The sequence below is a fragment of the Bradyrhizobium sp. SZCCHNR1017 genome (assembly GCF_032381375.1).
In the GTDB taxonomy this organism is placed as follows: Bacteria; Pseudomonadota; Alphaproteobacteria; order Rhizobiales; family Xanthobacteraceae; genus Bradyrhizobium.
Genome location: NZ_JAUHIR010000002.1, coordinates 671,545 through 695,810, shown reverse-complemented (window position 1 = coordinate 695,810; position 24,266 = coordinate 671,545). Strand labels below are relative to the sequence as shown.

Genomic DNA, 24,266 nt, shown 5'->3' with positions numbered 1-24,266 from the left:
TCGTCGTCCCGGTTGACGGCCGCCTCAGGCGCCGGGCATCTGGCTCCCAGCCTCGAACATGCCTGAGGAGACCGGATTTCCATTATAGTCCGACTTCATGAAAGAGAGCCGAATCGATCCGCAGCCGCTCGCGGCGATGGCGATGAACTGTTGGCCGTCCGCGCTTCTCCTGGCAGCGACGGCGCTTGCCGTCCCGGCACTCGGCGGCATCGTCAGACCAGCCTTCATCCTCGGCTGCGCGGTGGCCGGCTGGTTCGCGTGGCGTCGCAGCCCCGCGGCCCACGTGCAGTCGGCGATCCTGATGTTCGCCTTTGCTCCTTTCGTGCGCCGCCTGGTCGACATCTCCGCAGGATTCGATTCGTCCGGCGTCATGCTGAGCGGCCCGCTGCTGTTCATCATCGCGCCAGTTCCGAGTCTGGTGCTTTCGCCCGCGGACAAGGACAGGCCGGGCAATCCCTGGCTCGTGGCGCCCTTCATCATCCTCGCCTGCATCGTCTATGGCGGCGCGCTGTCGATCTTCCAGAACGACTGGTTCAACGCCGCCAACGGCGGAATGAAATGGGCCGCGCCCGTACTCTATGCGATCGCCCTGCAGCAGCGGGCGCGATCCGACGGCGCCCTGCTCGATGCAATCACGCGCGTATTCCTGCTGGTGCTGCCGGTCACAGGCCTTTACGGCATCTGGCAATATGTCGATCCGCAAGGCTGGGATCGGTTCTGGATGGTGAATGCCAGCATCACCTCGGCCGGCTATCCGCTGCCCTACATGGTGCGCGTGTTCAGCACGATGAACGGCCCGGCCAGCTACGCGACCTTCACGGCCACCGGCCTGCTGCTGGTGGGCTTCCTGCGCCCGGGATGGCTGGCAATGGCGGCGATGGCGCCCGCGGCGCTCGGCCTGTTGCTGTCGCTCTACCGCACCAGCTGGATCACGCTTGCGGTGGGCGTGCTGTTCTGCATGTTGTTCCCCGCGACGCGGCGTCGGGCCGTATCGATCACGGTCGGATTGGTCGGCGCGGTGATCGTCACCGTCATGTTCACGCCGTTCGCGGAGGTCATCACCTCCCGTCTGGAATCGCTCGGCAGCGTGTCGCAGGACAGCAGCGGCAGCGAGCGGCTGGATGAGTTCGTCACGCTGTGGAATGCGCCGAACAGCATGGTCCTGGGATCGGGCTTCACCATCACCGACGTCGGCGTCGCCGGCGCGATGCCGATCGACGGGCAGATCATCGCAAGCTGGGTGACGATGGGCATTCCGGTCGGACTGATCTGCCTCGCGGCCTATGTCTGGGTTGGGCTCGCCGCCACCGGCGCCGCGTGGCGGATACCGACGCGCGAGGGCGCCGTGCTCGGGGCGCTCGCCATCAGTGCGCTCTTGATTCAGCTGCCGCTGACCAGCATCTCCTCCGGCGAGGTCTCGGCGCTGTTCTGGATGCTCGTCGCGATGGCCTGTCCGCTCGACCAGATGGCCGACGGAGCACGGCGCACCGTCGCCGCTCGGCAGCATCAGGCCGGCGCCTGATCGGACGTTGCAGCGCGCGGCGTGATCGCCGCAGTCTGGAGCTTGCGGGAGGCCGGCGGTGCGAGCCCGAAGACGGCCAGCAGATTGAGCCGCCGCAGGATGGCATGCGCGATCAGAGGAAGCACCACGCCGGCCGCCGTTCCGGCCAGCAGATAGACCCATGGCGATGGCGGGATGTGCAGCTTCAGCATGATGATCCGCATGCCCGAGCCGGCAAGGATGTGCAGCACATAGATCGTCATCGACGCGACGCCTGCGGCCGCAAGCCAGCGATGGCTCGTTGGCGCGAGCAGCTTGCAGAGCCCGACCGTGCCGGCGATCCCGAGCACACAGGCCGGCAGGGAGGCGAGTCCGTTGGCGTCCATGCCGGACAGCTGGCCGCCCAGCGCCACTGCGGCCGCAAACGCGATCCCGATCACGGCCAACGCGGACCAGCCGGACGGCCGCCATTCCGCCACGACGCTGACACCGTAGACGCCCGCGACATAGAACGGCAGATGATGCAGCGTGAGCGCGAGGTCCGGCCGGATCGGCAACGCGAGGAACACGCCGAGCCCGGCCAGCGCGAGCGTGGTCAAAACCGTCCGCGACGGGACCAGCACCGCGATCACGTGGCAGATCATCAGCGCGTAGAGGAACCAGAATTGCGCGATTGGACGATACCAGATCGCGGTGAGATCGCCGGGATGTATCGGGATGTTGGCATCCCGCGCCAGCAGCATCGTGATCCCGCCCTGGATCAGCGACCACAGCACGTAGGGGTAAGCGATGGTCCAGAGCTTGGAGGTGAGGAAGGGACGCGCGCCGCGCCGCAAGCTGTGCTGCACGTTCAAGCCGGCCAGGAAGAAGAACAGCGGCATGTGGAACGTATAGAGCGTGTAGTCCATCCAGCGCGCGACGGCTCCATCCGGGAAGATGCCGGGGCGCACCAGACCGCCAAGCACATGACCGTACACCACCAGGATGACGCCGAGGCCGCGCGCGAAATCGATCCACGCCGTGCGCGCGGTGTCAGCCGTTGCCCTCTGCGTTCCAGCATCCATGCCCGACTTGTCCTGCCTCTGTCGCGCAGCCCGCGTCCGGTCCGCGATGCTGCAAAGTCAGCGCCCCAAGTCATATCGCAGCCGGCTTTGCAGCGCCGTCGGCGCCTGCCAGGACATCGGAGGTATTCTCGCGTTAGTCTTAACCAACCGATAAGCCTCTGCCGGATGGCACGAGCTGGAGGCAATGGCGCTGCCGTGATGCTTCTCCGAGGCGAGCTCGAGGTAACGCCGTGCCACCGTCTCGCGTCCAAGTGCGCGGTTCGACGGGGGGCCCGCTGCCGCCTGCGGCGGCCTCTCTGCCTACCCGACAGCACGATCGGCAACTCACCGCCCGACGAAACCGCGTCGCGCCAGCCCTGCCAGCGCACCGCGCAGGCGGGCGCGATCGGTGATGACGCCGCGGGATGAGCTGAACAGGCGGACCACCAATTGCCGCCGTTGCGCTTCGTCGGGCTGCAGGCGCAGATGCGTGGTCGTCCTGGAGACGGCCTCGACCGACGCCTCGAGCCATCCGAGGCCGTCGAGATGCAGCGGCAATCGGGTGCCCGACCGGGTCATGCGATGATGCGGTGGACCGGCCACGCGGGCCGACGACAGCGACAGCGCCTCGATCTTGCACGGCACGACCTCGCCGCTCTGCGCCAGCCAGCCCGCCTCGTCGCTCGGAAACAGGTCCTCGCCGCGCGGCAGCTCGAAGCAGACGAGAAACGCGATGAAGGCGATGAGCATCGCGATGCCGGCCCATAACAGATTGAAGTAGTCGATCGACGAGATCTCGCTGGCTGCATTCGGCGACACGAACGCCCAGACGATGGCCGCCGCCGAGCTCGCGGCGATCCCGCCAAAGATCGCGGCGAGCTTGCCGTGGACGCGCGGCTTGGAGCGGTCGCCGCCCTTGTCGGTCACCTTGAATGGGCGGCCGAACGGCCGGACCAGCGCGCTGAACAAGGTGGCCGTGACGGCAAAGCAGGTCACTGCATGGGTCGCTTCCATGAACAGCGGCAGGGTCTTGGAACGCGAGATCCAGCCCATGTAGATGATCGTCCCGAGCAGCGCCGGCACGCCGTAGCGCAGGAACGACAGATAGTCGGCCTCGAACGCCGGCAGCCCGGCGAACCAGTAGATCGGCGGCGCGATCAGAAGCAGCACCATGAACGGCTTGCAGGCCCAGTTGAGCACGCCATGCAGGAAGTGCCAGCGCTGGGTGAAGCTGTAGCCGCGGCTGCGCAGCGGGCCGTCGCGCAAGAGCGCGACCTGAATCGTGCCGAGGCACCAGCGGGCGCGCTGGGTGATGTATTCGGGCACGCCTTCCGCCGAGAGGCCGAAGCTGAGCGGTTCGTTCAGCCAGACCGTGCGATGGCCGCGCTTGAGCAGCGTGTAGGTGAGGTTGAGATCCTCGGAGATCGCCGCGTGCGGGAAGCCGCCGATCTCCATGAGCCGCTCGCGGCGGACGACGAAGGAGGTGCCGACACAGAACGCGCAGCCCCAGGCGTCCTTCGCCGGCTGGAACACGTCGAAGAAGAAGCGCTGGTCGTCGACCCAGTGGCTTGACGCCAGCAGATTGTGCTGGATCGGATCGGGGTTGTAGTAGAATTGCGGCGTCTGCACGACGGCGATATCGGGCTCGGACAGCAGCAGGCCGACCGTCCGCTGGAGGAAGTCGCGGCGCGGGGCGAAGTCGGCATCGAGCACCAGGATCACCGGCGCGTTCGATAGCTGCGCCGTAGCCGCAAGCGCGTTGTTGAGATTGCCGGCCTTGGCGCCCTTGTTGTCGGGCCGCGTCAGATGGCGCGCGCCGACCTCGTCGCAGAAGGCGCGGAGCCGATCGCGCCTGGTGTCGTCGAGCACCCAGACGGTCTTGTTGGGATAGTCGAGCGCGAGAGCCGCGAGGATCGAGCGCTCGACTATCTCCATGGGCTCGTCATAGGTGCAGATGAACACGTCCACGTCCGGCTGCTCGCCCCGTGCCGCCAGCGCAGCTTGCGCGGCGTCGGCCTGTCCCGAGCGGTCGACGCTGCGGGTCAAGATCAGAATCGACATCAGCGTGTAGGAGATCGCCACGATCTCGAGCGTGATGAACAGCCGCGGCCACAGCGCCTGCAGGGTCAGGTCGAACACCGGCAGCGTGTCGTGCCAGCGCCACAGCGTGTAGATCAGGAGGAACGACGCTGCGGTAGCGCCGAACAGCAGGCGGTCGCGCCGGCGCGTCGGATCGAGCAGACGCGCCATCACGAGGAGCCCGAGCAGGACTCCGAGATCGGTGGTCAACACCGAGGCGTCATTGCTGGGGAGCGGAAACATCAGGGGACCCTTGCGCCGGTGAAAGGATTCCAGCCGGTCTCGGCGAGCACGGCCCAGGCGGTAGCACCGAGATGCGGGCGCTTGTAGTAGAAGAAGTCCTGGATGGTGGTCGCGCCCGTCGGGTCGATCGACAGACCCGTGGTGAGGCGCGCGTTGCGCGTCGCGTTCAGCAGTCCCGTTGCCGTGCGGTCGGCACGCAACCCTGCAAGCAGCTCCTCGCTGGCAGCGGCATCTCCGACCATGCGATAGGCCAGCGCCGCCTGCGCGGTGCCCTCGACCCAGACGCCGTCGCGATCGCTGTTGAAATCGAAGCCTCCGTCGACGGCAAGATGAGTTTCGGCAAAGCGCAGCGCGCTGCGCCAGTCGGGCGCATCCGTCACCGCCATCCACGGCCAGAGCTGCACGTCGAGCGCGAGCAGATTGTCGTCGGCGAGGCGGCCGTCGGGCTTGGTGCCGAGCAGGAAGCGATCGCCGCGGAACGTGCGATCGAGCAGGCGGCGCGCCGTCTGCGCGGCATCCTGATAGCGCGGCTCCAATGTGATACGATGGAGCCAGGAGGCCACGGCGTAGACATCGGCATTATGCTCGGTCGACATCCAGCTGAGGCGCACCTGCTGCGGATCGTAACCGTGATAACCGCCGCTGAAGCCGTCCGCTCCGTTCGTTGCGCTGGCAATGATCCAGTCCATCAGGCGCCGCGCGCTGGACAAGTAGCCCTCCTCGCCGGTCGCCTGATGCAGCGTCAGCAGCGCCAGCGCTGCCCAGGCGACGTTGCCGGTCGCGGTGCCGTCCTGCGCGGCATCCTCGCCCCAGATCTTCTTCTGGTCGTCCCACCAGCCAGGCAGCAGCGCCGCCCCGGGGCCGACAGGACCGGCGCGATAGGCATTGCGAAGGCGCCCATCGCCGAAGGTGCGATCATGAGCGGCGGCATGCACCAGCGCGTTGCCGATCACGCGGCCCTCGTCGGTGCGACCGCATGCGACCAGCGCGATCGCTGCCAGAGCGTTGTCATAGGTGAACGCCGTCGTCGAAAGGCCGAGCGGCAGCCCCTCCTCGTCGGCACCCGGCTCGTAGCTGCGAATGAACGCCGCGTCACGGCCGGCGAGGCCAGGCTCGACGGCCTGCACCAGTCCCGCACAGAGCGGAGTCTCGGCCCGCATCGGCGATGCGCCGCCGAGCAGAGCGATCACCGCCATCATCATGGAGAGAAGCCTCATTGTGCCGAGACCGCGCGCGCCGTCGGAAGCCACTGCTCGTCCAATACCGGCTGCTGCGCCGGGTGCGACCGCAAGGCGGAGTCGAGCTTGGTGACACCGGCACGGCGCGTCGCTTCGTCCGGCTCAGACGGGTCCAGGTCGGTCAGCGACGCAACGAGGTGGCCGAGCCGGCGCCACGTCACCGACATCGACGGCACGATGCCATTGTCGCGCGTCACGGTGACCCACTGCCCCACCGTGCAGGCCGGTGTCGCCGCGGAGGTCGGCTGCGCCGCCGGTTTTTCGTCGGCAGCATCAGGTGTGATCATGACATAGAGCTCCCGCCGCTCGGTCTGCGGAAATGGCACGGCAAAGCGCTCGTCGACCTTGTCGCTGGTCTTCGGCAGCACGGCGCTGACGATGCCGCTATGGAAGCCGCCGCCATCGATGCGCACCTTGGTGCCCGGCTTCATCGCTTCGCCCTGGCGATAGGAGAAGATCGCGACCACAAAACGCTTGTCGCAATCGACCACCGAGGCGATCGTATCGCCGGCGCTGACGTGGCGTCCGGTGTCGGCGCCCACCGCCAGCACCTTGCCGGGACCGGGCGAGAGCACGTCCGCGGCAGCGAGCCGCGCCAGCCGCGCGCGCTCCGACTTGATCAGGCCCTCGAGATCGTCGAGCACGGCCGCCTGCTGTTTCTCCTCGATCTCCATCCGCCTTGCATCGAGATCGATGTCACGGCGCTTCTGACTGAGCATGTTCAGCGCGACCAGATCCTCGCCGACATAGACGCCGGCGTCGAGCGCCTTCAGCTGTGTCAGCTTCTGGTTCAGCTTGGCAGTCTGCGCATCGGTGTCGTGCAGCGCCGCCGCATATTGCTGCTCGGTCGGCTTCAGCATCTCGACGCTGGCGGCATCGCGCGCGACCATGCGGTTCTGGCGGTCGACGACGGCCTTCTTCTCGCTGCTCTGCGCGTTCGACTGCGCGACGCGGGCACGCAGCTCCTCGATCTGGGACTGCAACTGCGCCTTCAACTGACCGGCTTGGCTCGCGATCTCCCGATCGAGCGAGCTGACATAAGCGACGTCGGACTGATGCTTGGCGCGCGTGGCGTCGAGCTTCTGACGCGCGTCGCCCGCCTTTTCTTCCAGCGAGATGAGCGTGGCGCGGTCCAGCCGCGGATTGGTGATCTCTGCGAGGCGGTCGCCGGACCGAACCTCGCCACCCGGCTTGGCCGTGAGCGAATCGACCTGGCCCGCGATCGGGGACGTCAGCAGCATCACCGGCGCATCGACCACGGCGCGATCGGACTGGTCGGCCACGATCGGCGGCACCACCGCGGTCAGCATCAGCGCCGAGAGGATGCCGGCCACGCCGAGCGCCGACACCCTGAGGATCACGGGATGGCGCTGTGGCTGGGTTGCGGTCTTCGGAGCGGCGGGACGTTGCGCGGGGGCTGGCTTGAAACCGTCATCGAAGCGATCGGTCATCAGGTCTCTTTCGGTTTGGGGTGACACGCCCCGAAAGACGCTTCCTCGGCTGATCCGGAGTTCCAGGCTCCGGTCTCGATGGCTCAACCCAAACCAGATCGCGGGCACATCGTTTCAAGCTGCGCCCGATCTCCGCGCTCACCTCCGGTCACGTTATGTTGCAGTGCGATGGCGCGGTTTCCGCTTGCGGCCGCGCTCAATCCTCATTCGCCTTGAAGCGTCCGAGTCCCTTCAAGATGAACGGCGCGATCAGAGCAATCAGCGCGACGACCAGAAGCGTTGCAGAGATCGGCGACTGCAGCAGGGTCATGGGGTCCCCAAGGCTGATCGCGAGCGCCCGCCGCAACTGGCTCTCGGCGATCGGCCCGAGGATGAGCCCGACCACGACGGGCGCAATCGGGAAATCGAACCGGCGCATCAGGAAGCCGAGCACGCCGAAGCCGGCCAGCATCGACAGTTCCACGACCGACGGTTTTGCCGCGATCGTGCCCATGGTCGCGAACACGAGGATGCCAGCGTAGAGCCATGGTGTCGGGATCGCGAGCAGCTTCACCCACAGGCCGACCAGCGGCAGGTTGAGGACGAGCAGCATCGTGTTGGCGATGAACAGGCTCGCGATCAGGCCCCAGACCAGGTCGGGCCGCTCGGCGAACAACAGCGGGCCCGGGTTGAGACCATACTGCTGGAAGCCGGCGAGCATCATCGCGGCGGTCGCCGACGTCGGCAGGCCGAGGGTCAGCAGCGGCACCAAGGTGCCCGCGGCAGAAGCGTTGTTGGCGGCCTCAGGGCCGGCGACGCCTTCGATCGCGCCTTTGCCGAATTGGTCGGGATATTTGGTCAGGCGCCGCTCGGCAGAATAGGACAGGAACGTCGGGATCTCCGCCCCGCCCGCCGGCAGCGCGCCGATTGGAAAGCCGAACATGGTGCCGCGCAGCCACGGCTTCCACGACCGCTTCCAGTCCTCGCGCGTCATCCACAGCGAGCCCTTGATGGCCTCGATCTTCTCCTCGGTATGATGCCGGCGCGAGGCGACGTAGAGCGCCTCGCCGACCGCGAACAGGCCGACCGCCAAGGTCGTCACCTCGACGCCATCGAGCAGCTCGGGCACGCCGAAGGCGAGCCGCGCCTGCCCGGTGAGCTTGTCGATGCCGATGAGGCCGAGCGTGAGACCAATGAACAGGCTGGTGAGGCCGCGGATCGGTGAATCGCCGAAGGTCGCGGACACCGTGACGAAGGCGACGCACATCAGCGCGAAGTAGTCCTCCGGCCCGAAGCGCACAGCGATGTCGACGAGGTAAGGCGACAGGAAGGCGAGACCGATGGTGGCGATGGTGCCTGCGACGAAGGAGCCGATCGCCGCGGTCGCCAGCGCCGGGCCGCCGCGGCCGGCCTTGGCCATCTTGTTGCCCTCGAGCGCGGTCGCCATCGAGGCGCTCTCGCCAGGCGTGTTGATCAGGATCGCGGTGGTCGATCCGCCATACATGCCGCCATAATAGATGCCAGCGAACATGATCAGCGAACCGCCGGGATCGAGCTTGTAGGTGACCGGCAGCAGCAGGGCGACCGTGAGCGCCGGCCCGATGCCCGGCAGCACCCCGACGGCGGTGCCGAGGAACACGCCGACCAGCGCATAGAGCAGGTTCATGGGCTGGACGGCGATCGCCATCCCATGCGCGAGCGCGGCAAAGGTGTCCATCAGAGCAGTCTTTCGAGCGGACCGGCGGGAAGGCTCAAGGTCAGGAGGCGGTCGAAGGCGAGATAGATCGTGGTCGTCAGCACCGCGCCGATGACGAAATCGGTGACGAAGGCGCGCCGGCCGAACGCCGCCGACGTCGTCACGAACAGCGCCGTCGTCGCCAGGATGAAGCCGCCGCCGAAGCCGATGATGGCGATCAGCAGCGCAAGTCCGACAAGAATGAGCAGCACCGCGACCGGATCGGAGCTCTCGCGCGGCGGCAGGTTGCCTCTGACGGCATCGATCAGATTGGCCAGTGCAAGAATGCCGAGCCCGATCGCGATCACGACCGGCATGACCTGCGGGCCCATGCCGTACATCGTGGTCGCCGGGATCTGATTGGCGTCGTAGACCAGCACGAGCGCGACGGCCGCCAGGAGCGCCGCAATGACGATGCCGGCCTTGTCGACGCCTCCCGAGGCGGGTGTCTCGGTGCCGGCGCGCTCCGTCGTCATGACTTGACGAGGCCGACCGACTTCAGCACGTCGGTAACGCGGACGTTCTCCTTCTTCAGGAACTCGGCGAAGGCGTCACCCGGAAGATAGGCGTCATCCCAGCCCTTCTGTTTCAGGATCTCCTTCCAGGAATCCGACTTCACCATCTTCTCGACGGCCTCGCTGAGCGTCTTTTTCTGCTCCGGCGTAATGCCGGGCGCAGCGACGACCGAGCGCCAGTTGGCGAGCACGAGATCGATGCCCTGCTCCTTGAAGGTCGGGATGTCGACGCCGGGAATGCGCTTCTCCGAGGATATGCCGATCGCGCGCAGCTTGCCGCTCTTGATCTGCCCGTCATACTCGGACAGGCCGGAAATGCCGGCGGTGACCTTGCCGCCGAGAATCGCCGCCAGCGACTCGCCGCCGCCTGAGAACGGGATGTAGTTGACCTTCTTGGCGTCGGCCCCGACGGCGCCGGCGAACAGCGCGGCCATGACGTGATCGACACCGCCGGCCGAGCCGCCGGCGAAGGTGACCTTGGCGATGTCGGCCTTCAGCGCCGCGGCGAGATCCTGCGCGGTCTTGATCGGCGATGCGGCCGGCACGACGATGACCTGGATCTCCTCGGTCAGCCGCGCGATCGGCGTCACCTGCTCCAGCGTCACCGGCGACTTGTTCATGGCGAGCGCGCCGACCATCACGAAGCCGTTGACCATCAGCTGGTTGCCGTCGCCCTTGGCGCCGGTGACGAACTGCGCGATGCCGACGGTGCCGCCGGCGCCGGCGACGTTGGTCACCTGGACGCTGCGTGCCACACCCGACGCCACGAAGGCCTGCTGCATTGCCCGCGCGGTCTGGTCCCAGCCGCCGCCGGGCGCGGCCGGCGCCATGACCTTCAACTCGAGTTGCTGGGCGAAGGCTGGAGTACCGGCAAGCACAGTCAAAGCGACGACCGCGCCGAACAGGCGCGTACAGAACGAATTCAAAGCGGTCCTCCACGGTCGGCCGAACGAACGGCTCGCGTTTCTTTTGCCTCTGAGGAACGGCATTTCAGCGGGAAATGCGGCCGCTGTCCAGACGGGATTGCTCGCGCCGTCGCCCGCGTTGCAGCAGCAGCCTTGGGAGAACGAGACGGTTGTGGGAGGAGCGGCCTAACCGCAAGTCCAGACCATCCCCACCGGCGTCCGCGTCCAGCACGGGCCGAAGCTGCCGCCATTGTAATGGCCGCGATAGAAGCCGGGCTGGCCGAAATAATGCCACTCGCCGTTGTAGAGCATGTATTTCGGCGTACCGTCGATATACCAATGGCGGCGGCTGCCGCGCGGCCCGTTGCGCATGGCCTCCTTGTCGGCATAGAGCGGCAGGCTGTTGTTGGGCGGCTGCTTGTAGCCGGGCAGGAAGCCATAGCCCTGCCAACGGTGCGCCTTGCGCTTGTGCGACGGCGCCGCGGACGCGATCGCGGGCACCAGCAGCAGAAGCATCACGATCGCGACGATGAAACGATGCGGCATCACGGCAGCCCGATGGATACGAGGGTCTCGAATCTTCAGTTCGATTGCGGCACGGCAACGGCCGTTCCGTCATGAAATGTTTCAGCGATGCCGCCGATGCGCGCGGCGCGGCGGAGGCGACGGCGGGGCGTAGAAGGGATTGAGGTCGCACATCGCCGCACGGCCCGACGCCGTCGCGCGACATTGCGGCAGCGACGTATAGCTGCAGTCGATCCACTCGCCACCGCCAAACCGGCCGCCTTCATAGACCTTCATGCACACGGGATAGCGCGGATCGTAGGCTTGGGCGTGAGCAGAGCCCGATAGGACGGACCCGACCGCCAAACCCAGCGCGAGGGCGCTCCAGTTGAGGACACGCATGCAGGACCTCCGGAATCGACGTCTCGCCGGCCCAGGCCGATTCCCGAGACGGTGATTGCCCCTGCTCTGTATCGCCAGGGCGTCAAGGCCGCAATGACGCCATTACAACAGGTCGGCCTGCTCTCCGCCGCGGAACCCCATCGCCAGCACGTAGCGCTCCGACGAATCCTGCCGGCTCGCCGCCGGCTTGACGTGGCGGACGCTGGCGTAATCGCGCTTGAGCTGCGCCATCAAGTCGGCATCGGCGCCGCTCTGGAACGTCTTGGCGAGAAAACTGCCGCCCGGCTTGAGCACCTCGCTGGCGAAATGCGCGGCAAGTTCGACGAGACCGACGATGCGCAACTGGTCGGTCTTGCGGTGGCCGGTGGTGTTGGCCGCCATGTCCGACATCACCACGTCGGCACGCCCGCCGAGCATCGCGCGGAGCTTTTCGGGCGCATCCTGGGCATGAAAGTCGAGCTGGGTGAAGGTGACGCCGGGGATCTCGCCCATCTCCAGCAGATCGATCGCGATCACCCTGCCCTTCCCGGCTTCGGCCCCGACCCGGCGCGCCGCGATCTGGCTCCAGCCGCCGGGCGCGGCGCCGAGATCGAGCACCGTCATGCCGGGCTTGAGCAGATGATGCTTGTCGTCGATCTCGAGCAGCTTGTAGGCCGCGCGCGAGCGATAGCCGTCGCGCTTGGCTTGCGCGACATAGGGATCGTTGAGCTGGCGCTCCAGCCAGAGTTTCGAGGACAGCTTGCGCTTGCCTCCGGTCTTGACCTGCACATGCATGCGGCCGGTGGTGTCTTTTGCCATGTGTTTCTCGGTCGTCGTGACCAGACGCGGGAGGCGAAAATCCGTCCACGCTCGAGGTCTGGCGGAACTACAAAGGTCACCCTCCCCCTCCAGGGGAGGGTGAAGTCGCTACGCCGTGCGCAGCGCGCCGTCTTCGCGCATCATCTCGACCAGCATGCCCTCGCGCAGGCCGCGATCGGCGACGCGCAGGCGCGGCAGCGGAAAGGACCGGCGGATGGCGTCGAGAATGGCGCAGCCCGCCAGAACGAGATCGGCGCGGTCGATGCTGATGCAATTGTTCTCGGCGCGCTCCTGGTAGCTCATCGCCAGCAGCCTGCCGATCGTCGTCGTGATGTCGGCGTCGTTGATCCAGATGCCATCGACCCGGCGCCGATCGTAGCGCGCGAGGTTGAGATGGATGCCCGCCAGCGTCGTCACGGTGCCGGAGGTTCCAAGCAGATGCATGCCGGCGAGATCGCCGCCGTTCTCGGCCGCGAACGGGCCAACATGCTCGGCCACGGCCTCGACCATGGCGGCATAGATCTCCGGCGTCACGTCACGGCCGCCGAACCGTTCGGCCAGCGTCACGACCCCGAGCGGGATCGACATCCATGCCTTGATCCGCGGCTCGGCGTTGCGGTCGCCCGCATCGCGCTCGATCCGGACCAACTCGCTGGAGCCGCCGCCGATGTCGAACAGGATCGCCCCTCGCCCGCCGGGATCGAGCAGCGGCGCGCAGCCCTTGACGGCCAACGCCGCCTCGGTCTCGCGGTCGATCACCTCGAGCTCGATGCCGGTCTCCGCCGCAACCCGGCTGCGGAACCCCTCGGCATTGGCCGCAGCGCGGCAGGCCTCGGTCGCGATCAGCCGCAGGCGCCTGGCCTTCTTCGACTGGATCTTGTCCCGGCAGATGCTGAGCGCCGCGATGGCCCGATCCATCGCCGCGTCGCTGATGCAGCCGGTGGTCGAGATGCCCTCGCCCAGCCGGACAATGCGCGAGAAGGAGTCGACCACGCGGAAACTGTCGCCCGAAGGACAGGCGATCAGGAGCCGGCAATTGTTGGTTCCGAGGTCCAGGGCCGCGTAGACGCTGCTGCCATTGCTGGCGCAGGAAGGCGTCGCGACGTCCAGACCCGGACGCAAGCCGGGCTCCAAGTTCCCGCGCGGCGCGGGACTCTCCCGCAGCCGCGTGTCATTGATCATTCAAATGTCTTTCCGCTGGCCGAACCGGCCCAGATGGAAGTTCTCTTTCGTGAGACATTATCAGTGGATAGCGCCGGCGCAACAGCCCCTCCATCAGGCGTGATGCACCATTCCTAATCAACCGTTGTCCGGCCGCGGGCGCTGCACTATCTGGGAACAGCCCGCATTTGCGACCAATTCAGCCCCTTGGGTCCTCATCCATGCAAGATCACACCTCCCCGGCCTCCCTCGAAAACGCGATCGCGCTGCAGAAATTCGGCGTCGGGCAGCCGGTCCGGCGCAAGGAGGACGACACGCTGGTGCGCGGTCACGGCAAATATACCGACGATTTCAACCTGCCCGGCCAGGCCCATGCCTGGATCGTGCGCTCCAGCCACGCCCACGGCATCATCAAGGGAATTGATACCGCGGCCGCAAAGGCGATGCCCGGCGTGCTCGGGGTGTGGACCGGCGCCGACCTCGCCGGAGCCAATTATGGTCCGTTCACCTGCGGCCTGCCGCTGAAGGGCCGGGACGGCTCGCCGCTGCTGCAGACCAACCGGCCGGCGCTCGCCACCGACAAGGTCCGCTTCGTCGGCGACCCCGTTGCGTTCGTAGTCGCGGAGACCGCGGCCCAGGCCCGCGACGCGGCCGAGGCGGTCGAGCTCGATATCGAGCCCCTGCCCGCGGTCACCAATGCCGAGGAAGCCGCCAAGCCCGGCGCGCCGCAGCTCTATGACCATATCCCCAACAACGTCGCGCTCGATTATCATTACGGCGACACGGCCAAGATCGAAGAGGCCTTCGCCAAGGCCGCGCACGTCACCAAGCTCGACATCGTCAACACCCGCGTCGCCGTGGTGTCGATGGAGCCGCGCGTCGCGCTCGCGGCGTTCGACGGCAAGACCGAGCGCTTCACCTTGCAGGTGCCGACCCAGGGCGTGTCCGGCAACAAGGCGACGCTGGCGAAGATTCTGAACGTCGCGCCGGACAAGGTCCGCATCCTCACCACCAATGTCGGTGGCTCCTTCGGGATGAAGAACGTCTCCTATCCCGAATATGTCTGCATCCTGCACGCCGCCAAAGAGCTGGGCCGCCCCGTGAAATGGCGCGACGAGCGCACCACCGCCTTCCTGTCCGACAGCCAGGGCCGCGATCAGATCATCCATGGCGAGCTGGCGCTCGACGCCGACGGCCGGTTCCTCGCTGTGAGACTGTCCGGCTACGGCAATCTCGGCGCCTACATCATGGGCGTCGCGCCGCTGCCGCTGTCGCTCAACACCGGCAAGAACCTCGCCAGCGTCTACAAGACGCCGCTGCTCGGCGTCGATATCAAGACCGTGCTGACCAACGTCACCCTGATGGGTGCCTATCGCGGCGCCGGCCGTCCCGAGGCCAACTACTTCATGGAGCGCTTGATCGACACCGCCGCGCGCGAGATGGGCATCGACCGTCTCACCATCCGCAAGCGCAACTTCATCAAGCCGAGCCAGATGCCGTTTCCGGCGGCGTCGGGCGTCACCTACGACTCCGGCGACTTCGCCGCGGTGTTCGAGAAGGCATTGCAGGTCTCCGACTACGCCGGCTTCGCCAAGCGCAAGCGCGAGAGCCGCAAGAACGGCAAGCTGCGCGGCATCGCGGTCGGCTCTTATCTCGAAGTGACCGCGCCGCCCTCGGGCGAGCTCGGCAAGATCACCTTCGACGCCGATGGCGGCGTGACCCTGACGACCGGCACGCTGGACTACGGCCAAGGCCACGCGACTCCGTTCTCGCAGGTCTTGTCGGCGCAACTCGGCGTGCCGTTCGAGAAGATCAGGCTGGAGCAGAGCGATTCCGATCTCGTGCGGTTCGGCAACGGCACCGGCGGCTCGCGCTCGATCACCGCGACCGGCCAGGCCATCGTCGAGTCCTCACAGCTCGTCATTGCCAAGGGCAAGCAGGCCGCCGCGCATCTGCTCGAAGCCTCGGAAGCCGACATCGAGTTCGCGGGCGGCCAGTTCACCATCGCCGGCACCGATCGCAGCATCGACATCATGGAGCTGGCGCGCCGCCTGCGCGAGGGCAAGATGCCCGACGGCGTGCCAGCCTCGCTCGACGTCGACCACAACTCGACAGTAACGGAATCGACGTTCCCCAATGGTTGTCATGTCTGCGAGGTCGAGATCGAACCGGACACCGGCGTCGCGCAGATCGTCGCCTACACCGCGATCAACGATTTCGGCACGGTGATCAACCCGATGATCGTCGCCGGCCAGCTCCATGGTGGCGTCGCCCAGGGCATCGGCCAGGCGCTGATGGAGCATCTACGCTACGACGAGAGCGGCCAGCCGATCACAGGATCTCTGATGGACTATGCGCTGCCGCGCGCCTCCGACGTGCCGATGATGACGGTCGACAACCATCCGGTGCCGGCGAAGTCCAACCCGCTCGGCACCAAGGGCTGCGGCGAAGCCGGCTGCGCCGGCTCGATGGCATCCGTGATCAACGCGGTGATCGACGCACTGTCCGACTACGGCGTGAAGCATCTCGACATGCCGCTCACCACCGAAAAGCTCTGGCGCGCGATCCAGGACGGCAAGGCGAGGACCGCGGCGTAGCCGCTTCGCTCGCGATGAGGCGAAAACTCTCATTGCCAAACGAAAAGCCCGTAGCCCGCATGCGGGGTCTCACGGGCTGTATCGGTGAACCCGGATGTCGCTCCCGCCTGCACCCGCTGGGCGCCGGCGTGCGCGCATCCGGGCTACGGACTGTCGAGATTGGGCCGCGGGTCCTCTCCACGTCATTGCGAGCGTAGCGGCGTAGCGAAGCAATCCAGACTGCCTCCACGGCAACACTCTGGATTGCTTCGCTGCGCTCGCAATGACGGGAGTGTGGGCAAGCAGCGTACCCAGAACTTCGCCGTCATCGTCCGCGCAGGCGGAGCATGACAGCTGTCTTTTGGATGCCGCGTGCCTCTTGCCAAGTCCGTCCGCTAGGCGGCCGCCTGCGCGCGCGGCTGATAGATCGCCACGTGATGGCAATGCGCAAGTGGGCGGTCGCCATTGGCGACCACCAGCGCATCGATCTCGACGAAGCGGTGGCCCTTCTTCTCGTAGTTCGCGACCACCCGGCCACGCGCCGTGATCTCGTCGGCTTCTGCAATCGCCGACAGCAATTGCATTCGGCTGCCGACGTGAATCCAGGGGCCGAGGACGACATTGTCGACCAGCAGCCGGTTCATCACCCTCTGCAACATGCCCGGGTGACCAAGCCGCTCGTTTGCATAGATCGGATCGCGCTCGCGAATCTCAGAGAGATAGGCGGTGGCCGCCTGCCCTGGCCACGCGCGTGCCGCCGTGCCGAGCCAGCTGCCGACAGCGAACGACTCCGCGCTGACGAGCGGCCGCACCGCCGCGGCTGGAACCTCTCGATATTCGGCCAGAGCGATGTCGGGCGCTGACGCGGGCAGCGACGCGGAACCGGTGGCGCAGATCTCACCTTTACTCACGACCTCCAGGCTGAGCCCGTCGCCGACCTCCTCCGCCCTGACCTCGGCGATCTCGCCGTCATAGACCGGCTTGGTGAACCGCGCCTCGATCAGCCCGCGCTCCAGGAATGCCCGGCCCCAGCGCACAACCGGCTGATGCAGCATATAGGCCAGCACTTCGACGCCGGGCACGAGGCCGCCCGCGAAGCCGAACCGGCGCGCCACGCTGTCATCGTGCATCTTGTTCTCGGACTGCTTGGCCGTGTTGAACGCCTCGACCGCATAGGTCGCGATTCCGTCTGCCATCCTTGCCTCCCTTTGACCCTTTTCGGGCGATGGTAACGGCCGGAAAGGTCCTGGCAAGGCCAGCGTTTGGCTCGCAATTTGGCTGGCGATGGGGTACCAACCGGCCACCCCCAGCAGAACGCCAGATGACGACCGAAACCGCCGAGCTCGCCCCTGTCACGATCTATGTCGACGCCGACGCCTGTCCGGTGAAGGACGAGATCTATCGCGTCGCGATCCGCCACGGCCTGCCAGTGATCGTGGTCGCGGGCGGCTTCATCCGCGTGCCCGAGGATCCCCTGATCACGCGCGTGGCGGCGGGCAGCGGCATGGATGCCGCGGACGACTGGATCGCAGAGCGCGCCGGCGCCGACGACGTCGTCATCACAGCGGACATTCCGCTGGCGAGCCGCTGCGTCAAGGCCGGCAGCGCGGTGATCGCGCCGAACGGCAAGGCGTTCACCGAGGAGTCGATCGGCATGACGCTCGCCGTGCGCAACCTCATGACCGATCTGCGCTCGTCCGGCGAGGTCACCGGCGGGCCGCGCTCGTTCACGCCGCGCGACCGCTCCACCTTCCTCTCCACCCTCGATCAGACCATCCGCCGCATGCAGCGCCAGCGCGCCGCGCGGATGCAGCAGCAAGGCTAGACCCATGGCGCCGCCTCTCATCCAACTCAAGGACATCCGCCTGACCTTCGGCGGCACCGCCCTGCTGCAGGGCGTCGAGCTGTCGGTCTCGCCGGGCGAACGCGTCTGCCTGATCGGCCGCAACGGCTCCGGCAAATCGACGCTGCTCAAGATCGCCGCCGGCCTCGTCGAGTGCGACAGCGGCACGCGCTTCGTGCAGCCGGGCGCCACCGTGCGCTACCTGCCGCAGGAGCCGGACTTCTCCGGCCATGCCACCACGCTGTCCTATGTCGAGGCCGGGCTCGGTCCCGGCGACGATCACTATCAGGCGCGCTATCTCGTCGAGCAGCTCGGCCTCACCGGCGAGGAAGATCCGGCGCATGTTTCCGGCGGCGAGGCGCGCCGCGCGGCGTTGGCGCGCGTGCTCGCGCCCAACCCCGACATCCTGCTCTTGGACGAGCCGACCAACCATCTCGACCTGACCACGATCGAATGGCTGGAGAACGAGCTCGACGGCCGAAGCTCGGCGCTGGTGCTGATCAGTCACGATCGCCGTTTCCTCACCAATCTGTCGCGCGCGACCGCCTGGCTCGACCGCGGCCAGATCAAGCAGATCGACCGCGGCTTTGCGGCGTTCGAGGCGTGGCGCGACGAGGTGCTGGCGGAAGAAGAGCGCGAGCAGCACAAGCTCGACCGCAAGATCGTCAACGAAGAGCACTGGCTGCGTTACGGCGTCTCCGGCCGCCGCAAGCGCAACGTCAAGCGGCTCGCCAACCTGCATGCGCTGCGCCAGCAGCGCCGCGACTATCGCGGCACGGCGGGCGCCGCCAACCTCGCCGCGGCCGAGGCCGACAAGTCCGGCAAGCTGGTGATCGAAGCGAAGGGCGCGTCGAAGAGCTTTGGTGATCGCAAGATCGTCGACAACTTCTCCATCCGCATCCAGCGCGGCGACCGCATCGGCATCGTCGGCCCGAACGGCGCCGGCAAGACCACGCTGGTCAACCTGCTCACCGGCGGCAGCGAGCCGGACAGCGGCAGCATCCGGCTCGGCGTCAATCTGGAGACGGCGACGCTCGACCAGCACCGCGAGAGCCTCGATCCCCGGACGACGCTCGCCGAAGCGCTGACCGGCGGCCGCGGCGATCACGTCATGGTGGCCGGCAAGCCGAAGCACGTCGTCGGCTACATGGAGGACTTCCTGTTCTCGCGCGAGCAGATGCGCACGCCGCTCGAAGTGCTCTCCGGCGGCGAGCGCGGCCGGCTGATGCTGGCGCGCGCGCTGGCCAAGCCATCGAACCTGCTGGTGCTGGACGAGCCGACCAACGATCTCGACCTGGAGACACTCGATGTGCTCGAGGACATGCTCGGCGACTACGAGGGCACGGTGATCCTGATCAGCCACGACCGCGACTTCCTCGATCGCGTGGTCACCTCGGTGATCGTCCCCGAGGGCAACGGCAAATGGCAGGAATACGCCGGCGGCTACAGCGACATGCTGGCGCAACGCGGCGCCGACCTGAAGCGCCAGCATGCCAAGGCGGCTGAGGAGAAGAAGGAAACCAAGCACGCGGCCACGGCGCCTGCGAGCGCGCCGAAGCGCAAGCTCTCCTTCAACGAGAAGCACGCGCTGGAGACCTTGCCGAAGACGATCGCCAAGCTGCAAGCCGAGATCGCCAAGCAGCAGGCCGTGCTCGCCGACCCCGCGCTGTATGCGAAAGACCGCAAGAAATTCGACGCCGCCTCCCTCGCGATCGCCACTGCGCAAGCCGAGCTCACCGCCGCCGAGGACCGCTGGCTCGAGCTCGAAGTGCTGCGCGAGGAGATCGAGGGCGCGTAACGTTCATCGAAATCACTTCGTCATTGCGAGCGACGTGAAACAATCCGGGGCTGCAGCCGGACTCTGGATTGCTTCGTCGCTTCGCTCCTCGCAATGACGGCAACATGGAGTAAATGACATGACCACCCCGCTCGCCGCCAGGATCGCCCGGGAGTACGGCACGCCCTGTGCCGTCATCGACATGGACAGGGTCGAGCGCAACATCGCGCGCATTCAGGCCCAGTGCGAGGCCGCGGGCGTCGCCAACCGGCCGCACATCAAGACGCACAAGAGCCCGGTGCTCGCGAAGCTGCAGATCGAGGCGGGCGCGCAAGGCATCACCTGCCAGAAGATCGGCGAGGCTGAGATCATGGCGGGTGCCGGCATCGACAATATCCTGATCAGCTACAACCTGATCGGCGAGGAGAAGATGGCACGCCTCGCCGCGCTGCAAGCCAAGGCCGACATGACGGTCGCCGCCGACAACGCGACCGTGATCGCCGGCCTGCCGCAGGCGGCAAAACAATCCGGCCGCACGCTCTCGGTCGTGGTCGAATGCGACACTGGGCGCAAGCGCGCCGGCGTCGAGACGCCGACGGAAGCGATCCAGCTCGCGCGCCAGATCGCAGCGTCAGACGGCCTGCGCTTCGCCGGCTTCATGCTGTATCCGACCGAGACCGGCTGGGACGAGACGCAGCGGTTCTATGACGAGGCGCTGGCCGGCGTCCGCGCCGACGGGCTGGACGCGGCCATCGTCTCGACCGGCGGCTCGCCCAACCTGAAGAATCTCGGCAAGCTCAAGGGCGCCACCGAGCATCGGCCCGGCACCTACATCTACAACGACCGCATGCAGGTCGCCGCCGGTGTCGCGACCTGGGACGACTGCGCGCTGCACATCTATTCGACCGTCGTCAGCCGCGCTGCACCGGAGCGCGGTATCCTCGACGCCGGCTCTAAGACGCTGACGACGGATACCGGCGGCCTCGACGGCCACGGACTGATCCTGGAGCACCCGGAAGCGAAGATCGCGCGCTTCGCCGAGGAGCACGGCTTCCTCGACCTGTCGCGCAGCAATACCCGTCCCAATGTCGGCGACGTCGTGCGCATCATCCCCAACCACGTCTGCGTCGTCGTCAACATGATGGACGAGGTCGTCATGGTCCGCGGCGAGGAGATCCTGGGCACGCTGCCGGTCGCCGCCCGCGGCAAGCTGCGGTAGGGCGAAACTCTCTCGCAGCGTCATTCCGGGGCAGCCGCACTAGCGGCTGAGCCCGGAATCCATACGCCCGATCGTGGTTATGGATTCCGGGCTCGCCCTCCGGGCGCCCCGGAATGACGACGGTGTTTGTGGCCGCCCGCTCGGCTATTCACTGCAACTGTTCCGCCAATCTTCCATGGAATCGTAGATGACGGCCTCGGGCCAGCGAGGATCAAGCTCGCGGCGCCGTGTCCACGTCAAATGGACTTGAGCCACGCAGCCTCCCCCGAGCGCTACAAGAACGTCGTCGCAGTCCTCGCGTCGGGCGACGATCCTGAGGGACCGATTAGCCAGCGCATGATTGGGACCTACTTCGCGCGCAAGTTCTTCTTCGAACGCGGCACGGAGCTGATCGTCCGTCATCCAAGACCAGGGCTCGGGAAGCTGGTCAGACATTGCCTGCCATTTCCCCCGCACGCCACTTCAACACGCCCTTCCCCGCGGCGACCCCGGTCGCAAACGACGCCTGCAGCAGGTAGCCGCCGGTCGGGGCTTCCCAGTCGAGCATTTCGCCGGCGGCGAACACGCCGGGCAGGCGTTTGAGCATGAAGTCGGCGTCGAGTTCGTCACGCGCGATGCCGCCGGCGCTGGAGATCGCGCGCGCCAGTCCGGCGGTGCCCGTCAGCTTGATCGGCACGGCGTTGATCAGTGCAGCGAGACGGTCCGGCAACAGCGATGACAGCGACAGGCCTTGCGCTTTTGCCGCCTCCTGCAGCAGGCCGATCGCGACGGGGGACAGTTGCAGCGCCTTGCGCAGGACATTCGAGAACGACTGCTTGCCGCGGGGCGCTGACAGCCGCTTGACCAGATCGGCGGTCGCAAGATCGGGTCGCAGCGCGACGTCAAGAATGGCCGCGCCTTCCAGAGCGATTGCCTCGCGCAACTCGGCGGACAGCGCATAGACCGCGCCGCCTTCAATGCCGTCGCGCGTGACGATAGCCTCGCCGCGGACGCTGCGATCAGCAAACGACAGCGCGATGCCTTTGAGCGGCTGGCCTTCGAAGCGGCCGCGGAAGATGTCCGACCAGGCGACAGTGAAGCCGCAATTGGCCGGCCGCAGCGGCGCAATCGCGACACCCTTCGCGGCGAGAAGCGATGCCCAGCCCCCGTCGGAGCCGAGCCGCGGCCAGCTGGCGCCGCCGAGCGCGAGCACGGTCGCATCGGCCGTGATCGCGCGCAGTCCTGCCGGTGTCTCGAATGTCAGCCGCCCTGCCTCGTCCCAGCCGGTCCAGCGATGCCGCAGCTCGAAGCGCACACCCTGCGTGGCCAGCCGGCGCAGCCACGCGCGCAGCAGCGGCGAGGCCTTCATCGCGGTCGGAAACACGCGGCCGGAGGAGCCGATGAACGTGGGCTCGCCGAGCGCCTCGCACCAGTCGCGCAGCCGCTGCGGCGGGAACGCGCGGATGGCCGGCTCCAGCCACGCCGCCGCCTCGCGATAGCGCGACAGGAAGGCGGACAGCTCTTCGCTATGGGTGAGGTTGAGGCCGCCGCGCCCTGCCATCAGGAATTTGCGCGCGACCGACGGCATCGCGTCGTAGACGGTGACGGCGGCACCGCCCTCAGCCAACACCTCGGCCGCCATCAGCCCGGCCGGCCCGGCTCCGATGACGGCAACTTGCTTGGATAAGGTCATGACTGGAGTTTAGGGCCATGGCGTCACCACACAACAGGTCGTCATGCCCGGGCTTGACCCGGCCATGACGGCGGAGGGTGCGATGCGTATGGTGCCTTACAGCTTGATCCCCAGCCGCGCTGCGGCCTGACCGACGTATTTCTGTGTCTGCTCGAACGCACCCTGCAGCGCCCGCGCCTTCGACATGTCGCTGATCTCGGCAAAATGCGCGGCGATCGCGTCCGGCGTCCACTCCTCCGGCGGCAGGTTGATGCCCTCGCTCTCCAGGATCCTGATGACCGCGAACGAGCCCGCACCCGCGCCCATGATGGTGCGCGTGGGCGCGTCCTCGCTGAGCAGATATTCCACCGCGGGCGTGATCGATTCCGGCTTCATCAGCTGCAGCGCCTGCGGCGGCAGCAGCTCCTCGGTCATGCGGGTCGCAGCCGTCGGCGAGATGATGTTGACGCGGATGTTGGTCTTGCGGCCCTCCTCCGCCAGCACGTTCATCAGGCCGACCATGCCGGTCTTGGCCGCGCCGTAGTTGGCCTGGCCGAAATTACCGAACAGGCCGGACGACGACGTCGTCAGCACGATGCGGCCGTAGTTGCGCTCGCGCATGCCGTTCCACACCGCCTTACAGCAGTAGAAGCTGCCGACCAGATGCACGTCGAGCACCTTGGCGAAATCGGCAACCTCCATCTTGCCGAACGACTTGTCGCGCAGAATGCCGGCATTGGCGCACATGATGTCGACGCTGCCCCACTCCTTGCTGGCGCGCTCCACCATCGCGGTGACCTGCTCGAAATTCGAGACGTCGGCGCCGTCGGCCATCGCGGTGCCGCCGGCCTTGCGGATCTCCTCGACCACCGTCTCCGCCGCGGTCATCGAGCCGCCGGTGCCGTCGCGCGCGCCGCCGAAATCATTGACCACGACCTTGGCGCCGCGGCTCGCCAGCCCCAGCGCATGCGCGCGCCCCAAACCATTGCCTGCGCCGGTGACGATGGCGACGCGTCCGTCGAATCTGATTGCCATGTGTCGTTCCTATTTGTCGCTCGTCATGCCCCGGCTCGACCCGGGCATCCATCCACTTCGAAAGACTCTCGGACTTGATGGATCGCCGGGTCAAGCCCGGCGATGACGAAGGGTGGGTTGTGACGAGGTGAGTTAGCTCAGATAGATGAGTCCGATCCAGTCGGCGACCAGCGCGGGCTTGTCCTCGCCCTCGATCTCGACCGTGACGTTGGTGCGCGACTGCAGCTCCTTCGGCTTGCGCAGAGTGGCTTCGGCAAGGACGAAGCGGCCGCGCACGCGTTTTCCCGATCTCACCGGCGAGATGAAGCGCAGCTTGTCGAAGCCGTAGTTCACGCCCATCGCCGTACCCTCGATCGCCGGCATGACCTCATAGGACATGACCGACAGCAGCGACATCGTCAGGAAGCCGTGCGCGATCGTGGTGCCGAACGGCGTCGCCTTGGCCTGCTCGGGGTCGACGTGAATGAACTGATGATCCTCGATCACGTCGGCATAGGTGTCGATGCGCTTCTGATCGAGCACGTGCCATGACGACACGCCGATCTCCTGGCCGACCATAGCCTGATAGGCTGCAAGCGAAATCGGCGGCTTCTTCCAGATCTTGTTCATGC

The 24,266-nt window shown here is 66.9% G+C and carries 20 protein-coding genes; 5 read left to right on the top strand and 15 right to left on the bottom strand.

The genetic code is table 11. The annotated features are described in order from the left end of the window. Positions 1–97 precede the first annotated feature (97 nt). Positions 98–1,522: an O-antigen ligase domain-containing protein gene (locus QW863_RS08765; RefSeq protein ID WP_315714414.1), complete on the top strand. Its 1,425-nt coding sequence runs from the start codon at positions 98–100 to the stop codon at positions 1,520–1,522. On the opposite strand, the gene QW863_RS08760 is transcribed toward QW863_RS08765, so the two are convergent. The 11 genes from QW863_RS08760 to QW863_RS08710 form a co-directional block, all read right to left on the bottom strand. Next, positions 1,507–2,565, bottom strand: a complete 1,059-nt coding sequence (locus QW863_RS08760) for an acyltransferase (RefSeq protein WP_315714415.1) — start codon at positions 2,563–2,565, stop codon at positions 1,507–1,509. The genes QW863_RS08765 and QW863_RS08760 overlap by 16 nt on opposite strands. A 324-nt stretch (positions 2,566–2,889) precedes the next feature. Then, positions 2,890–4,866, bottom strand: coding sequence for a cellulose synthase catalytic subunit (locus tag QW863_RS08755; RefSeq protein WP_315714416.1), 1,977 nt, complete (start codon positions 4,864–4,866; stop codon positions 2,890–2,892). Then, entirely contained in the window at positions 4,866–6,068 is a 1,203-nt protein-coding gene (locus QW863_RS08750; protein ID WP_409977897.1) for a hypothetical protein, read from the bottom strand. Before QW863_RS08750 ends, QW863_RS08755 begins: the two co-directional genes overlap by 1 nt. A gap of 11 nt (positions 6,069–6,079) precedes the next feature. After that, positions 6,080–7,555 (bottom strand): HlyD family secretion protein, encoded by a 1,476-nt coding sequence (locus QW863_RS08745; protein WP_315714418.1) that lies wholly within the window; start codon positions 7,553–7,555, stop codon positions 6,080–6,082. Between the two features lie 196 nt (positions 7,556–7,751). Continuing rightward, positions 7,752–9,251, bottom strand: coding sequence for a tripartite tricarboxylate transporter permease (locus tag QW863_RS08740; protein WP_315714419.1), 1,500 nt, complete (start codon positions 9,249–9,251; stop codon positions 7,752–7,754). Continuing rightward, entirely contained in the window at positions 9,251–9,745 is a 495-nt protein-coding gene (locus QW863_RS08735; RefSeq protein ID WP_315714420.1) for a tripartite tricarboxylate transporter TctB family protein, read from the bottom strand. The genes QW863_RS08740 and QW863_RS08735 overlap by 1 nt, the downstream gene beginning before the upstream one ends. Beyond that, the gene (locus tag QW863_RS08730) at positions 9,742–10,710 is read right to left on the bottom strand and encodes a Bug family tripartite tricarboxylate transporter substrate binding protein (RefSeq protein WP_315714421.1); all 969 of its coding nucleotides are present in this window, start codon (positions 10,708–10,710) and stop codon (positions 9,742–9,744) included. Before QW863_RS08730 ends, QW863_RS08735 begins: the two co-directional genes overlap by 4 nt. Positions 10,711–10,875: 165 nt before the next feature. Beyond that, positions 10,876–11,235: a hypothetical protein gene (locus tag QW863_RS08725; protein ID WP_315714422.1), complete on the bottom strand. Its 360-nt coding sequence runs from the start codon at positions 11,233–11,235 to the stop codon at positions 10,876–10,878. An 81-nt stretch (positions 11,236–11,316) separates the two neighbouring features. Further along, complete coding sequence (locus tag QW863_RS08720; protein WP_315714423.1) at positions 11,317–11,595, bottom strand: DUF3551 domain-containing protein; 279 nt, start codon at positions 11,593–11,595, stop codon at positions 11,317–11,319. Between the two features lie 102 nt (positions 11,596–11,697). Next, positions 11,698–12,393, bottom strand: a complete 696-nt coding sequence (locus QW863_RS08715) for an RlmE family RNA methyltransferase (RefSeq protein ID WP_315714424.1) — start codon at positions 12,391–12,393, stop codon at positions 11,698–11,700. 108 nt (positions 12,394–12,501) lie between these two features. After that, on the bottom strand, positions 12,502–13,575 hold the full coding sequence (locus QW863_RS08710) for a Ppx/GppA phosphatase family protein (protein WP_315714425.1): 1,074 nt from the start codon (positions 13,573–13,575) through the stop codon (positions 12,502–12,504). 200 nt (positions 13,576–13,775) lie between these two features. On the opposite strand from QW863_RS08710, the gene QW863_RS08705 reads away from it, so the two are divergent. Beyond that, positions 13,776–16,151: a xanthine dehydrogenase family protein molybdopterin-binding subunit gene (locus tag QW863_RS08705; RefSeq protein ID WP_315714427.1), complete on the top strand. Its 2,376-nt coding sequence runs from the start codon at positions 13,776–13,778 to the stop codon at positions 16,149–16,151. Positions 16,152–16,525: 374 nt separating this feature from the next. Here QW863_RS08705 and QW863_RS08700 read toward each other — a convergent pair whose 3' ends face one another. Beyond that, positions 16,526–17,326 carry a hypothetical protein gene (locus QW863_RS08700; protein ID WP_315714428.1) on the bottom strand — a complete coding sequence of 267 codons (801 nt, stop codon included), beginning with the start codon at positions 17,324–17,326 and terminating at the stop codon, positions 16,526–16,528. Between the two features lie 125 nt (positions 17,327–17,451). On the opposite strand from QW863_RS08700, the gene QW863_RS08695 reads away from it, so the two are divergent. The 3 genes from QW863_RS08695 (at position 17,452) to QW863_RS08685 (ending at position 20,969) form a co-directional block, all read left to right on the top strand. After that, positions 17,452–17,955 (top strand): YaiI/YqxD family protein, encoded by a 504-nt coding sequence (locus QW863_RS08695; protein WP_315714429.1) that lies wholly within the window; start codon positions 17,452–17,454, stop codon positions 17,953–17,955. Between the two features lie 4 nt (positions 17,956–17,959). Further along, positions 17,960–19,771: an ABC-F family ATP-binding cassette domain-containing protein gene (locus QW863_RS08690; RefSeq protein WP_315714430.1), complete on the top strand. Its 1,812-nt coding sequence runs from the start codon at positions 17,960–17,962 to the stop codon at positions 19,769–19,771. 118 nt (positions 19,772–19,889) lie between these two features. Next, positions 19,890–20,969, top strand: a complete 1,080-nt coding sequence (locus tag QW863_RS08685) for a D-TA family PLP-dependent enzyme (protein WP_315714431.1) — start codon at positions 19,890–19,892, stop codon at positions 20,967–20,969. Positions 20,970–21,396: 427 nt separating this feature from the next. On the opposite strand, the gene QW863_RS08680 is transcribed toward QW863_RS08685, so the two are convergent. From QW863_RS08680 to QW863_RS08670, 3 genes are all read right to left on the bottom strand, one after another. Beyond that, positions 21,397–22,641 carry a TIGR03862 family flavoprotein gene (locus QW863_RS08680; protein WP_315714432.1) on the bottom strand — a complete coding sequence of 415 codons (1,245 nt, stop codon included), beginning with the start codon at positions 22,639–22,641 and terminating at the stop codon, positions 21,397–21,399. Between the two features lie 96 nt (positions 22,642–22,737). Further along, a complete protein-coding gene (locus QW863_RS08675) occupies positions 22,738–23,655 on the bottom strand; it encodes an SDR family NAD(P)-dependent oxidoreductase (protein WP_315714433.1) in 918 nt (305 codons plus the stop codon). A gap of 132 nt (positions 23,656–23,787) precedes the next feature. Further along, the gene (locus QW863_RS08670; protein ID WP_315714434.1) at positions 23,788–24,264 is read right to left on the bottom strand and encodes a MaoC family dehydratase; all 477 of its coding nucleotides are present in this window, start codon (positions 24,262–24,264) and stop codon (positions 23,788–23,790) included. Positions 24,265–24,266: the final 2 nt, after the last annotated feature.